This is a genomic window from Thalassobacillus devorans (genome assembly GCF_900176565.1).
Classification (GTDB): Bacteria; Bacillota; Bacilli; order Bacillales; family Halobacillaceae; genus Thalassobacillus; species Thalassobacillus devorans_A.
The window spans coordinates 1,762,671-1,776,608 of record NZ_FXEH01000006.1; the positions used below are offsets into that span (position 1 = coordinate 1,762,671).

The 13,938-nt window shown below is 40.2% G+C and carries 13 protein-coding genes and 1 other annotated feature (1 of these 14 cut by a window edge); all 13 genes read right to left on the bottom strand.

The features are described 5' to 3' along the window. Positions 1-4: a binding site (T-box leader), on the bottom strand (it extends 218 nt beyond the left edge of the window). A 55-nt stretch (positions 5-59) separates the two neighbouring features. The 13 genes from ytxC to B9Y67_RS19950 all read right to left on the bottom strand — a co-directional run bounded on the left by ytxC (position 60) and on the right by B9Y67_RS19950 (position 13,813). Continuing rightward, positions 60-905 (bottom strand): sporulation protein YtxC, encoded by an 846-nt coding sequence (gene ytxC, locus B9Y67_RS19890; protein ID WP_085509068.1) that lies wholly within the window; start codon positions 903-905, stop codon positions 60-62. 110 nt (positions 906-1,015) lie between these two features. Beyond that, positions 1,016-1,948, bottom strand: a complete 933-nt coding sequence (gene dnaI, locus B9Y67_RS19895; protein WP_085509069.1) for a primosomal protein DnaI — start codon at positions 1,946-1,948, stop codon at positions 1,016-1,018. Positions 1,949-1,968: 20 nt separating this feature from the next. Further along, positions 1,969-3,342 carry a replication initiation and membrane attachment family protein gene (locus B9Y67_RS19900; protein ID WP_085509070.1) on the bottom strand — a complete coding sequence of 458 codons (1,374 nt, stop codon included), beginning with the start codon at positions 3,340-3,342 and terminating at the stop codon, positions 1,969-1,971. A gap of 61 nt (positions 3,343-3,403) precedes the next feature. Beyond that, the gene (gene nrdR / locus B9Y67_RS19905) at positions 3,404-3,862 is read right to left on the bottom strand and encodes a transcriptional regulator NrdR (protein WP_085509071.1); all 459 of its coding nucleotides are present in this window, start codon (positions 3,860-3,862) and stop codon (positions 3,404-3,406) included. A gap of 38 nt (positions 3,863-3,900) precedes the next feature. After that, a complete protein-coding gene (locus B9Y67_RS19910) occupies positions 3,901-4,299 on the bottom strand; it encodes a cytosolic protein (protein WP_085509072.1) in 399 nt (132 codons plus the stop codon). 212 nt (positions 4,300-4,511) lie between these two features. Next, entirely contained in the window at positions 4,512-4,889 is a 378-nt protein-coding gene (speD, locus tag B9Y67_RS19915) for an adenosylmethionine decarboxylase (protein ID WP_062447217.1), read from the bottom strand. A gap of 241 nt (positions 4,890-5,130) precedes the next feature. After that, entirely contained in the window at positions 5,131-6,165 is a 1,035-nt protein-coding gene (locus B9Y67_RS19920; RefSeq protein ID WP_085509073.1) for a glyceraldehyde-3-phosphate dehydrogenase, read from the bottom strand. Positions 6,166-6,314: 149 nt separating this feature from the next. Beyond that, positions 6,315-6,917, bottom strand: a complete 603-nt coding sequence (gene coaE / locus B9Y67_RS19925) for a dephospho-CoA kinase (RefSeq protein WP_085509074.1) — start codon at positions 6,915-6,917, stop codon at positions 6,315-6,317. A gap of 11 nt (positions 6,918-6,928) precedes the next feature. After that, positions 6,929-7,543, bottom strand: a complete 615-nt coding sequence (gene ytaF / locus B9Y67_RS19930) for a sporulation membrane protein YtaF (RefSeq protein WP_085509075.1) — start codon at positions 7,541-7,543, stop codon at positions 6,929-6,931. Positions 7,544-7,604: 61 nt separating this feature from the next. Then, positions 7,605-8,429 (bottom strand): DNA-formamidopyrimidine glycosylase, encoded by an 825-nt coding sequence (mutM, locus tag B9Y67_RS19935; RefSeq protein WP_085509076.1) that lies wholly within the window; start codon positions 8,427-8,429, stop codon positions 7,605-7,607. A 17-nt stretch (positions 8,430-8,446) separates the two neighbouring features. Next, complete coding sequence (polA, locus tag B9Y67_RS19940) at positions 8,447-11,083, bottom strand: DNA polymerase I (protein ID WP_085509077.1); 2,637 nt, start codon at positions 11,081-11,083, stop codon at positions 8,447-8,449. A 288-nt stretch (positions 11,084-11,371) separates the two neighbouring features. Continuing rightward, a complete protein-coding gene (gene pnpS, locus B9Y67_RS19945) occupies positions 11,372-13,117 on the bottom strand; it encodes a two-component system histidine kinase PnpS (RefSeq protein WP_085509078.1) in 1,746 nt (581 codons plus the stop codon). Beyond that, a complete protein-coding gene (locus B9Y67_RS19950; RefSeq protein WP_085509079.1) occupies positions 13,118-13,813 on the bottom strand; it encodes a response regulator transcription factor in 696 nt (231 codons plus the stop codon). Positions 13,814-13,938 lie beyond the last annotated feature (125 nt).

Here is a 13,938-nt window from a genome sequence, read left to right on the forward strand (position 1 = left end):
TGATGTTATAGGATATGTACGTATTATAGCGATAGTGCCAAGAGAAATCAAGCCCATTTTTAATGGGCATGGGACGGGTGATGAAAAGGAAAAGCCTGAACCGGCTTACAAATTGCTTTTTCCTGGAAGATATTAATGATTGTTTGAATCTTCGGCTCAAAAGGGTCTCCGTAAAGGTAAATTTTCTTAGGTGCATAAACCAATGCAGCCATGATACTATAATCGTCATTTTCACCTGAAAATATACGTATCGGTTCTTTTTTTAGCAATGACTTAATCTCCATTTTAGATAAAAGACTACCGTCTTTTCTATAAAAATGAATTTGTTGTCGCTGAAGAAGATGCAGTTCGTCCACTTTTGAGTGCTTATCTTTCATATAATGACGTAAAGAATCCACCCACAATAAATACTCCTCTTCTCGTTTAAATTCATCGAGTGCCGCACCGATATAATTCAGCAATAGTGACCGTGCATGCTGAAAACAAAAAGGCATAATTTCATTGAAATTCACAACACTTTTCAATTGTATTCTTTTTCGAATAAAAGATTTGATGCTCTCCTCCAGCGATGGCAAGTTAACACCTAGCTTTTTACGTTGTTCACTATCATTCAGCCACTCACATATCTCAATAATCCGGTTGATTTCTTCTTCATCCTGATAATAGAATTTTTTCATGATTAGTTGTTTTTGCCATGATGGGAGTCGGTATTTGAAAACCACTTCTAATAATATATTAACTAATATATCTCTTTCCCTCTCTCCCCAATCACTTCCAAATAGAGAGACTTGATTTCCGCCTTTATCATCCCCCTTCCATTGGACTTCGAACTTTGCACCTTCCCGCATAATTGCATCACAAAATGTTATCGTCTCTTGCCTTGAAATGAAAAAGAAACGTATCATATCAGCCCCGTTCCCCCTAACAACAATCAATCTATTCTATCTATATGGACAAGGAGATGAAAAAATGCCCATACAGTTCGATAACTGTATAGGCATAGCGGAAAAGTTATTCAATTTCTACGATTATCACCATATAAAGGTATCACTTCACTGACCTGTTTAATCCGTTCAATGATCCGTGAAGCTTTGACACGTTCTACATCACCGCGATTCGAAGTCGTGAAAACTTCCTGAAGTTCCTTCATATTGTAATTGGAACTGAAAAATACAGGCAGCCGCTCCATCATCCTGTACTGAAGAATGGAGCCAAGTATTTCATCCCGGAACCAGGCCGATTGAGATTCTGCCCCTATATCATCCAGCATCAGTACAGGGACTGTTTTAAATGCCTGAATTTTTTCGTTCAAAGTATCATCTTTAATCGAGGATTTCATTTCTCTCACAAACTCCGGCATATAAATAATCATCGAAGGAATATTCTTTTCACTTAAACGATTGGCTACTGCACCTAAGAAATACGTTTTCCCTACACCGAATGGGCCATGAAAATACAACCCTTTCTTCGGGAGTTCGTCATTTATTCCTTCCAGGTAACTAATCATGCGGGCAATAGCATCTGCTCGATCATCATCTGATAAATCAATACGATCTAAACTGGCTTCCAGAATTTCTTTTGGCATATAAAGACTTTTCACTAAAGATTCCTGTTTCTGCTGCTGTTCCTGCCTTACTTTCCTGGGACATTTATCATAGGAAAGGTGGAGCTGCTTTCCCTCTACCGTGAGGTGCGGAGTATGACCTGGAAGAATATTGATACAACCCTCTAAAGAAGGGCACTGCTCACATTTTTTAGATTGGCTCTCGTATTCATAAAGCTTCATCAGCTGCTTTTCCAATGCTTGCTCATTCAATTCGGGATATTTACGAAGTAAGGATTGCACATTTGGAGATGCCAACAGTTCCTGTTTAATCTTAGTAAAATGCCCCTGGAAGTTTTTATTTTCACGCATCCACCTTTTAAGAGAGGATTGTATCGGTTCCATTTTCCATCACACCCTGTTTTTCAATTTCCATTATTCGTTATCCGTTTGATTCGAGCAGCAATTTCTTCTTTGTTAATTTTGCTATTGCTCTTTTTCTCTTCCTGCTGCTGTTTGCCATCATTTTGGTTTTCTTTGAACCAATCGGGTATAATCTCTTTCGTTTGTTTCTTCCCTCTGCTTTTATTATTTTTTCCCCATTGCTGATACTTTTGATGTTCAGCTTTTGCCATTGTCATAGCCTGGCGTACAGTAGTAACATTTTTTCTTGCCCAATGGCTCGCAATTTTCTCTAAATATGCTTTAGATAATTTCATATCCGTTTTCAAGAGGACATAATGTACGAGGACATTCATGACACCTGGTGATAATCCCTGTTCCGTCATTACATCACGAATCAGCTTCAGATCTTGCTCAGAAGCTTTATTACCAGTGGACAAGTCCTCCAGAAGTTCTTTCGGTGATTTTCTTTCCAGCATCGAGATGAATTGTTCTTCTTTTGAAGTCTTTACATCGTCTGCTTGTTTGTCTGTCCATTTATCCCTGGTTTCTACCGTTTTCATGGAAGTGACTTTCCCTTTTTTCGGCGACAGATCATGGCAAGCCTCTTTCAACTCGGCCACGTTCAGTTGATTCTCTTCATTCAAAGCCCATCCGATCGCTTTTTCTAAATCCTGGGAGGACAAATCATATAACGAAGCAAGCTGCATCATGATTCGTTTATAACGGACATTCAAAATTTTTTCAGCTGGATACATTTTTTCTTTTAATGATTGATATATCCAGTTGAAATCGATGCGGTCATCCTGCAAAAGAGGACCGTTTGCTTGCTGCAACGTGACCAGGGTCGAATCTTTTTCCGCCATTCTTGCAGTAAATGCAGGTCCAGATGTCTGGTAGTCATGAAATATTTCATCGAACGACGCCGTTATATTTTCACAGTCTGTTAGTGGATATTTCACTCTCATAAAACGGTTCCGCAGCTTGTTGTACTTATCTGCTCCCAATTCATGATTAAGTAATAAAGAGAGCATATCATCATAAAAGAATTGTTCCGGTGAAAATGGTGGCTGTAAATTATAAATATAGCAGGCGCGCGACTCTTCCTCCGTAGAAAGGGTCTGCATCAAACCAATAGCTTCCAATTTTCTACGGGCATTATATATTCGGTCAAGGGGCATCGCTAAATAATTCATCAATGTATGATGCGAATGGACTTCAGGTTCCGCTGCTAAATCATATTCACTTAACAGCGTCTGATAAAGCGTGACTGCTTCTACACCAATGATCGGCTGGTATAAGTGAGACAATGCATTCCCATAGTCTCTTGGTACGCTTCCATTCAATTGCACACAATATCCGTCTACCGGCAATAGTTTACCAATCGATTGATTCATCATCTCCACCCCCAATAACCGAAATAAAAAGAAAAAAGAGCCCGGCTTAGCTTCCCGGACATCAGTCTTCCCGTTTAATTAAATCTTTTAATTCATCCAGAAAAACATTAATATCTTTAAATTGACGATAAACGGATGCAAAACGTACATAAGCGACGTCATCCACTTTAGCCAGCCGTTCCATCACCATTTCTCCGATATCTTCACTCATTACTTCTGAATTACCCTGATTCCTTAATTCCTTTTCCACTTCTAAAGCAATTGTCTCTATTTCTTCTAAAGCGACGGGTCTTTTTTCACAAGCCTTAATCAGACCTCGCATCAACTTTTCACGACTGAATTCCTCTCTTGTCCCTTCTTTTTTCACGACAATAAGAGGCACTTCTTCAATCCGCTCAAAAGTGGTGAACCGGAATCCACACTGTTCGCATTCTCTACGTCTGCGAATCGCTCTGCCTTCCTCAATTGGTCGCGAATCCAGCACCTTGGTATTTTTAAATTGGCAATTTGGGCATCTCACTTACGATCATCTCCACCGCTATACAACAAGCATTTATTCTATTGATTCAATTTATTGGCCATCGAGGTTTCCAAGTAAGGCAATCGTTTCTTCAGCTTTTCATTTAACTGGATAATCAGATTCCTGCTGAAGCCAAAGTCTACAGGGCCGCCAGATTCGGTACTTACAGAGAAATCCACCGCTGTCCGGAACGGCTTGACCATTACGATACTGGCAACAATAAAAGCTTTCTTCTTCCCTTTGTAATTGACGCTGACTTCTCCATGTTCCTCTGAAGTAGAAAGGATACTATATTCTCCTCCCTCAAAAACTTCCAGTACAGCCTGTAATGCTTTATCTTTAGTCGTCTTATAGTAATGGGTCTGTAACGCCTCGTCCTCATGATTTTCCCTTGTCTCTGAGTGACTCGTTAAATACTTTGAAATAAACTTTTTCATGCGTATCTCCTTCTCGATTTCCCTCTTCCGTGCTTATACTTATTTTATTTTAACATGTTTTTTAGTAAAGCATAAATGATGACAGCAAAAAATGTCGGATAATATGTAGAAACATGCCTATTGTTAAATGAACAACTATTCAAGTCCTTGTTGTTCTCTGCAACACCAAAAAAGCCACAGACGCAGGCGTCTAGTGGCTTTCCTATCTTTCTTTATAAAGCTTTTGTCTGTTGTACCTCTACAGGTCCCATTCCACGTGGGACCTCTACACTTTCATTTGTTTGTGCTTCTAATGCTTCTGATATATAATCAGCAGCAACATTCGGGTCTATTCTATCTCCGCATGTATATACGTCTATACTAGCATAGCCATGTTCAGGAAAGCTGTGGATAGTCAAATGTGATTCAGAAATGATGACCACACCGCTGACTCCATGTGGGGCAAACTTGTGAAAAGCTACCTCCCTCACTTCAGCTCCTGCTCTAAGTGCAGCATCAACGAAAACTTTTTCAATATAGTTGATGTCGTTCAATTTATCCATATTGCAGTTCCATAATTCCGCAATAACATGTCTTCCCATTGTATCCATAATATGGTATCCCCCTTTTAACGGTTAAAGATCGACTTCCGAATACTACGGAAATAACTACCACGGGGGAAAGTTAGTCCAGAGAGGTCCTAACCCTTTGAGTAGCCATCTGATTGCAAGAATTCAGAAGTTCAAAGAAATTATATATGGTTTACCCTTGTTTTGCAAGTTAATTATTTAACATCATGGATAAACCTTGGAAATATTTCCTTTTCCATCTTAATGGGGGATAGTCCTGTTATTAAGAAACATGTGCTTCTTTCTTTTGCATCAGCTTGCTGCCAACGTGCTTTGCAAGGTCGACGACGCGGCAGGAATAGCCCCATTCATTGTCGTACCATGCCAATACTTTCACTTTTCTATCACTCATGACCATTGTTGACAGGCCATCAATGATAGAAGAGAATTCAGACGTCGTATAATCAATGGAAACCAGTGGTTCATCACTATATTGCAGGATGCCTTTCAAGCCATGATCTGCCGCCTGCTTAAATGTTTCATTGATTTGTTCTGCTGTAACATCCTGTTTCAAATCGACAACCAAATCAACAAGTGACACGTTAGGTGTCGGTACACGCAAAGCCATACCATGCAGCTTGCCATTCATATGAGGGAGTACTTCACCCAATGCTTTCGCTGCTCCTGTAGAGGTAGGGATAATCGATTGCGTACAGCCTCGAGCCCTGCGTAAATCTTTATGAGGGTTATCAACATTTTTCTGATCTCCTGTAAATGCGTGTACGGTAGTCATTAATCCATTTTCAATACCAAACTCATCATCGAGCACCTTTACGACAGGAGCAAGACAGTTGGTTGTACAAGACGCATTAGAGATCACGTCATGTTTTGCCGTGTCATATTCGTCCTCGTTTACGCCCATAACAATCGTGGCATCTACCTGTTTGCCTGGAGCAGTTATCACTACCTTTTTAGCACCGGCTTCCAGATGCAGACCAGCATCTTCTTTCGTTTTAAATTTTCCGGTGGCTTCAATTACTACATCAATATCCAGATGTTTCCACGGCAGTTCCCGAGGATCACGTGTAGAGCATAACTTTATTTCTTTTCCATCTATTTCCAGGCTATCATTAAGCGCTTTCACTTCTTTGCTAAAACGCCCGTGTACACTATCATATTTGATCATGTGAGCAAGTGTTTCGGCAGGATAGCTCGCATTTATGGCCACTACATCGAGAGTTTCCTCCATTATTGCTCTTCGTAGTACCATACGTCCAATTCTGCCTAGACCATTAATAGCGATGCGGGTTTTATTCATAATAAGAGCCTCCTATATATGATATACTTTTGACGGTTAATTTTCACAAATAGTATAACACATTGTAAGCGTTCATGGTCAATAAAGTTCATGTTTTCTTTAAAAAAACGACGCCTAATAGCGTCGTTCCCTAAAAAATACCTATTAAATCATCCAATAACCTTCCACTTTCTAAGAATGGTAGTCAATTGCTGATATGATTCTTGTTTGCTTCCGTTATTATCAATGACCTCATCTGCCATTTCTGCTTTTTCTTTAACTGGAAGCTGGGCTTTTATTCTTTGCAAAGCCTCTTCTCTGCTGGAATCATCCCTTTCCACTAATCGATTGATCTGCACATCTTCATCTACATAAACCACTATGGTTTTGTCAACAAAATGAGTTAACTTACTTTCAAAAAGTAAAGGGATATCCAATACCACAGCAGGTACTTCCTGGTTACAATAATAGTCACGCTGCTCGATCATACGTTGGCGTACAGCCGGGTGGACAATACTGTTCAATACTTTTCTTTTCTCTTCATCCTGAAAGACGATCGATCCTAATTTTTTGCGGTCGATTGCACCATCTTCTCTTAGAATAGTTTCGCCAAATTCCGTGACGATTTCCTGATAGGCTTTTTCCCCAGGCTTTACAACTTCCCTGGATAATTTATCTGCATCAATTACAGGTATATTATAGTCATCAAACATTAATGAAACGGTACTTTTTCCACTGGCTATACTGCCTGTAAGCCCAATAACAAGTGTCACAGAATCCCTCCTTAAACTAACTTGAAGATCCCCAGAAGTATTAACATGATCCCGGGCACGACCACTGCCTTATCCACCCATTCACATTTGCTAAAGCGGTGCCCGAGCTTAAGCCCTGTGTATAATAAAAAGCTGGTCATAAAACCAATAGATAATGCGGTAATAAGTGAGGGGAGCTTCATGAATGCTGCACTTATACCCGCTCCTAATGTGTCTAACGATAAAGCCATAGCCAACAGAACTGCTTCCCAGCCTTTGATGGAACCCGAGTTATCCATATCCGCAAGCTCCGGGTCTTTTAATATATCAGAAGGCGAAGACCAGGTTGAAGGCTCTTTTTCTTCTCCTGATTCTTTGGAAGGCATGATTAATTGAAGCAAAAACCATGCTCCAAGGCCAATCAGTATAAAGGCACCTAAATTTTCCCCTGCATGTTCAGGAAGGAAATCATTTAACATGTTGCCTGCCGTGATAGCTACATAAAATATCAGCGCTGATAACCCGGCAATCATCATCATCGGCAGGAAAGAAAGCCTTATTTTCTTCAGTCCATAAACGACTCCTAGTCCCAGGCTGTCCAGACTGACAGCCATGACGAGTAAAATCAAGGTTACATAGACTCCCATTATACGATCTCCTTCTGCAATCGGAATATGAGATAGTATATGGGGATCTATTCACAGTGTGTTACTGTTGACAATTACGACAGAAATGAGTGCCGCGGTTACTGACTCTGATTTTTTCAATCGGGCCACCACACTGCTGGCAGGGCTCCTCTTCTTTTCCATAAACAAACAGACGTTGCTGAAACTTACCGATCTGTCCCTGACTGTTGACATAGGAGCGAATGGTAGTACCTCCCTGTTCAACCGCTTCCTGAAGCGTTTCTATTGCAGCACACCTGACCTTATCCACTTCCCCGGAAGTGAGGGTATTTGCTTTACGCTCTGGATGGATACCAGCCCGGAATAAGGTTTCATCGACATAGATATTTCCCAGGCCGGCCACAATACTTTGATCTAACAATACTGCTTTGATAGAACGTTGTGTCTTTTGCAATCTATTATAAAAATAATCAAGGGTAAAAGAGGAATCGAATGGATCTGGACCGAGCAGAGCGAGCGGTTTCTGATGTCTTTCTTCCCCTTTTTTAAATAGATGCATAGTCCCGAATTTACGGACATCGTTATAACGAAGCTCCGTACCGTCATCTAATTGAAAGATGACATGCGTATGTTTTTTTCGTGGTTCTGCTGCAGGATAAACACCATATTTCCCTTCCATTCGTAGGTGAGAGACCATGGCGATGTCATCAAATTCCACAATTAAGAATTTACCTTTACGATTGATTTCTCTAACTGTCTGACCCTTTAATTCCTGCCTGAAAGCTTCCGTCTCTAATGGAAGTTTGACGATATTCTCCCATAATACCGTCACATCAGTGATTTTTTTATTCAGTATTAATTGGCGCAAGGTCTGCCTCACTGTTTCTACCTCTGGTAATTCTGGCATACTTTACTTCCCCTTTATTATTTTGCGTCGTACCAGGTCGGCCCGTACGATGAATCAACTTTCAGTGGCACGTCTAACTCTACGGTGTTTTCCATCACATCTGGTACAATTTTCTTCAGCTGTTCAATTTCTTCTTCCGGAGCTTCCAGAATTAGTTCGTCATGGACTTGTAAAAGCAGGTTTGCTTCCAACTTCTCCTCATCAAGACGGTGATGCAAGTCGATCATCGCTTTTTTAATGATATCAGCTGCACTTCCCTGAATAGGTGTATTCATAGCTGTTCGTTCTGCTGCATTCCGGCGATTAAAGTTCCGGCTTGTTAAATCCGGTAAGAATCTTTTTCTATTCATGAATGTTGTGACAAAACCAGTTTGCTTGGCATTACGTACAGTTTCTTCCATATAAACTTTTACACCTGGATAACTTTCTAAATAGCGGTCAATAAATTCTTTAGCTTCTTTACGTGTAATACTAAGGCTTTGGGATAGACCATATTCACTAATTCCATATACAATCCCAAAGTTTACAGCTTTCGCATGCCTGCGCATTTCACCGGTAACCGCTTCTGCTTCTACTTTGAATACTTCCATCGCTGTCTGGGTATGAATATCCCGTCCTTCTTTAAAAGCAGCAATCAGCTTTTCGTCTTGAGCAATATGAGCAAGCACCCGAAGTTCAATCTGAGAATAATCACTTGCAAACATCACCCAGCCTGGTTTAGAAGGAATAAATGCCTGACGTATCTTCCGCCCTTCCTCCAAACGTATTGGTATATTTTGCAAATTTGGATCCGTCGAACTCAACCTCCCCGTCTGTGTCAGGGCCTGATTAAAGCGAGTATGGATTTTATGAGTATCATTATCGACAACTTTTAAAAGACCTTCAATGTATGTGGACTGCAATTTCCCCAACTGCCTGTAGATTAATATTTTAGGGATAATCTCATGCTTATCTTCTAACTGTTCTAACACATCCGCAGAGGTGGAATAGCCTGTCTTTGTTTTTTTAATAACTGGTAATCCTAATTTATCAAATAATATCGGGCCGAGCTGCTTTGGTGAATTCAAGTTGAATGTTTCACCTGCCAGATCATAAACCTGCTCTTCGATTTCTTTCAGGCGGGTGCGCAGTTCCTCCCCCATATCTTTCAAACGGTCCACATCCACCTGGACACCGAGGTGTTCCATCTCACCAAGTATCAAGGCGAGAGGCATTTCCAGATCATGATATAATTCTAACTGATGGTTATCTTTCAATTGTTCTTCAACTTTGTCTTTCAGTTTATAAAGCAAGGTAGCTTTTCTAGCCATATGCTCTGCTAACTTCTCGTCATCAGGCCGCTTGATTTTAGCTCCTCTTCCATAGACTTCTTCATCATATTGAACCGAAGTTTCTCCCATTCGGTGGGCAATAGATGGAATGTCATGGTTGTTTTCCGATGGATTAATCAAATAGGAAGCAAGCAGAAGATCAAAGTCCACTCCTTTTAAATGAATGCCTTTACGCAACAGTGCAACTACCGTTCTTTTTGCGTCAAATACCCATTTTCGCTTCTGAGCATTTTTAGCCCACTCACAAAAAACATCAGACTCGGCAGCGATATCTACCGGAATAAAATAGTTCTTATCTTTATTGACGATGGCAATACCTTCGATTTCAGCCTGGTGATAATTTTCGTGCAGCATCTCTACAAATATTGCTTCTGTACCAGTAAACACTTCATCAGTTAATTCTGTTACGTGTTCCACTTCTATTTCAGGAAGCTCTTCTGCTGCCTCTTCCGCTTGCTGATCGGAACCATCCACTCGCCCTAACAGCGATTGAAATCCCAGGTCTTTAAAAATATTGCTTACGTCCCGATTACTATACCCTTCATAGGTCAAATCTTCCAAACCGATGGTGACAGGTGAGTCCCTTTTGATCGTGACCAGCTGCTTACTCATAAAGGCATCATCTTTATGATTTTCCAGTTTTTCCTTCAGCTTACCTTTCACTTCCGTAATGTTCTCATAGAGGTTCTCCAATGTATCAAATTGCTTCAGTAATTTAACGGCGGTTTTTTCTCCAACTCCAGGTACCCCTGGAATGTTATCGGAATTATCTCCCATCAATGCTTTCAAATCAATAACCTGATCCGGACGAATTCCCATTTTATCCGCAAGAAAAGCCGGATCATATTTTTCCACGTTTGAAATTCCTTTTCTCGTTAAAGTGACATCGATATGATCAGAAACCAGCTGAAGAAGGTCTTTATCCCCTGAAATAACATTGACGTCCCAGCCTTTTTTCTCGGCACTTTGGGACAACGTACCGATAATGTCATCCGCTTCATATTGCTCCAGTTGATAATGTGGAATGCTGAACGCATCCAACAATTCCTTCAGTACAGGGAATTGTTCTGAAAGTTCAGGCGGGGTCTTTTGTCTGCCACCTTTGTAATCCACATATGTTTTATGACGGAATGTGGTCTTACCTGCATCAAATGCTACCAGAATGTGATCGGGTTGATCCTCCTCTAAAATCCTTAGAAGCATAGTAGTAAACCCATATACTGCGTTCGTATAAATTCCTTTATCGTTATTCAATAATGGCAAGGCAAAAAATGCACGGTAAGCAATGCTATTGCCATCAATCAAGACTAACTTATCTGCCATAGTTCCACTCCTTCAAAACTTTATACCGGGTCACAGACCTGGGGTTGTATGTCTCTTTACTCTGTCGTTTGTTTTCTAAGTAAAATTACTGCCGTATCTATTCTACCATGATTGAATGACAGAAGAAAAAAGCCCCCCTCGGATAGAGCAATTTTGCTTCCTTTATATTTCTAAAGACAATAAAAAAAGCAGCCGTTAATGGCTGCTTAAAAAGAGAAACACCCTGGATGAAGGGGTCAATTAAAGCATAACAAAACTATTTAAAGGAAAAATTAAGCAATTGTTAATTTAGTGTAAACGTTTAGGCAAGGTTACATGGAAGGTAGTACCTTTCCCAGGCTCACTATCCACCTCAATTTTACCTTCGTGAACTTCCAGGATGTGCTTTGCGATTGCCAGACCGAGGCCGGTTCCACCAGAGTTCCTGCTGCGTGCTTTGTCTACCCGGTAAAACCGCTCAAAGATCCTCGGTATTTCTTCTTTCGGGATACCGATTCCAGTATCTGTTACCGATACACGCACCTTTTCCTCCAGCTGGCGAAGGATTACCGTAATTTCCCCATTTTGAGAGCTATAACTTACCGCATTTGTCAGTAAATTAAGGAAAAGTTGTTTTAACCTCGCCGAATCACCTTCTATCAAAGAATCAGGATCCATCTCTTTTCGGATGCGAATAGCTTTCTTCTCCGCACTGGGTTCTATAATGGTAAGTAGATCCTGCAATAACTGATCCAGCCTGATATTTTCCAGGTTCAAATTAAATTCAGCTTTTTCAAGCTTTGACAGCTCCAGCAGATCCTTTATCAATGTTTGCAGCCTGGTACTTTCTTTATAAATAATATTAAGGAATTGATCGACTAGGGCAGGATCCTTCATAGCACCGTCTAATAAAGTTTCTGAGAATCCACGTATGGAAGTGATCGGCGTTTTTAATTCATGAGAAACATTAGCAACAAAATCCTTTCTCATTTGCTCCAGGCGCTTCAACTCTGTAATATCATGGAAGACTAAAACTACTCCCTTCCACTTTCCACTTTCATTAAAAATAGGAGCACCTGTAATCTCCATATATTTCCGGTCGATGTTGATGGGTAAGACAAAAGTTTCTCTTACTGTCTTTTCTAACATGAACACAGATTGAATCGCTTCATGGATCGATGGATAAGGAATGGCATCATAATATAGTCTGCCCACGTATTCTTTCGGGCTTCCTGTAAAGCTTTTTAAGAAGGCACGATTCACCAGATGAATATAACCTTTTTCATCAATCATTAGTAGGCCACTGCCCATGTTATTGATAACGGCTTCCAGTCTATTTTCCTGCATATCTTGCTCTGTGGTCATCTCTTGCAGGTTACGAGCAAGAATATTAATCGATTCACTTAACTTTTTTGCTTCACCAAAATAACCTTCATAAGTCCTTGCTTTATAATTACCTTCTGCTAATTGGTGTGCCGTATCAGCAGCTGAGCGGATGGGTTTGATATATTTTTCAAATATCCTATAACCGATAATGGCAATAATTACTAGACCAAGCAGTATCGTAAAAGAAATCAGGAGCCATATATTCTTTGTGATATTTTCCAACGATGCAACAGGGGTAACGACAACCAGTGTACCTTTAACTTCGTTGGTATCCAGGGATACAGGATAATAATAATCATTTCTTACAAACTGTCCGGGTGCTCCGTCCTTTTGCATAGCCGTCGCTGTTTCAATGGCTTCATTTTCATTTGTACTTTCTTTATGAATGATGGGCATAGTATTAATTTGAAGTTGATTGTTTTCGTCGAAAAAAATAAAAGCAGAATTAATTTCCTGACTGAATTTCTCCAGCCCTTCGATGTCATAGTGGTCATCCTCGATATAGCGTTCAAATGCCCCAGCATAATAATCACTTTCATTCTTGATTCTCTCCTCAAATAAAGTAACAAAATAACCATGGGTAAGCTGAGCTAATATAACACCTAATCCAAGCATGATGAGGAGGGCAAGAAGCGTATAAGTGATTAATGGGCGAGCATAAGCTCTCATTTATTTTGGCTCCTCCATTTTATATCCTAACCCACGTATGGTTTTAATGTAGACCGGTTTCTTAGTATCCGGTTCAATTTTCTCACGTAAATGGCTGACATGAACATCCACGATCCTCGTGTCTCCTACAAAATCATAGTTCCAAACAGCGCTCAACAATTGATCTCGTGCTAAGACTTTTCCTTTATGCTTAGCAAGATATAATAGTAATTCAAACTCTTTCGGTGTAAAAATCAATTGCTTTCCGTTGATAGCAGCTTCATATTGTTGCGGATAGATGACCAGGTCGGCTATCTCGATTGTATCTTTCTTCTCTTCCTGAACCGTACGATTGGCCCTTCTTAAAATTGCTTTTATTCTTGCTACCACTTCCCGTGGGCTAAAAGGTTTCGTCAAATAATCATCCGCTCCAAGTTCCAGTCCAAGGACTTTGTCGAATTCATCATCTTTGGCTGTAAGCATAAGAATAGGGGTATCCATCTTATTAATGCGGAGTTGTTTGCATACGTCCATTCCATCTAATTCTGGAAGCATAATGTCCAAAACAATCAAGTCATAATCATTCTCATCTGCTTTATGTAAGGCTTCAGAACCGTCATAGGCTACATCCGTATCATAACCTGCCTGTTCAATATTGTACTTTAACAAGGTCACGATAGATTCTTCATCATCTACAATTAATATTTTTTCTGCCATTTTAATCACCTCTCGAAGAAACTATCTTCATCATACAATGAACATCAGCGTTTGAACATAGTTGAAATTGATAGATGGCTGCGATTTTCGTCTCGTAAAAGTCTTCCCTATGGCTTAAATCCTAT

Bases quoted from the DNA above. Each gene is read 5' to 3' on its own strand.
- ytxC (WP_085509068.1), bottom strand. From the start codon at position 905: ATGATACGTTTCTTTTTCATTTCAAGGCAAGAGACGATAACATTTTGT.
- dnaI (WP_085509069.1), bottom strand. From the start codon at position 1,948: ATGGAACCGATACAATCCTCTCTTAAAAGGTGGATGCGTGAAAATAAA.
- B9Y67_RS19900 (WP_085509070.1), bottom strand. From the start codon at position 3,342: ATGAATCAATCGATTGGTAAACTATTGCCGGTAGACGGATATTGTGTG.
- B9Y67_RS19910 (WP_085509072.1), bottom strand. From the start codon at position 4,299: ATGAAAAAGTTTATTTCAAAGTATTTAACGAGTCACTCAGAGACAAGG.
- speD (WP_062447217.1), bottom strand. From the start codon at position 4,889: ATGGATACAATGGGAAGACATGTTATTGCGGAATTATGGAACTGCAAT.
- B9Y67_RS19920 (WP_085509073.1), bottom strand. From the start codon at position 6,165: ATGAATAAAACCCGCATCGCTATTAATGGTCTAGGCAGAATTGGACGT.
- ytaF (WP_085509075.1), bottom strand. From the start codon at position 7,543: ATGGGAGTCTATGTAACCTTGATTTTACTCGTCATGGCTGTCAGTCTG.
- mutM (WP_085509076.1), bottom strand. From the start codon at position 8,429: ATGCCAGAATTACCAGAGGTAGAAACAGTGAGGCAGACCTTGCGCCAA.
- polA (WP_085509077.1), bottom strand. From the start codon at position 11,083: ATGGCAGATAAGTTAGTCTTGATTGATGGCAATAGCATTGCTTACCGT.
- pnpS (WP_085509078.1), bottom strand. From the start codon at position 13,117: ATGAGAGCTTATGCTCGCCCATTAATCACTTATACGCTTCTTGCCCTC.
- B9Y67_RS19950 (WP_085509079.1), bottom strand. From the start codon at position 13,813: ATGGCAGAAAAAATATTAATTGTAGATGATGAAGAATCTATCGTGACC.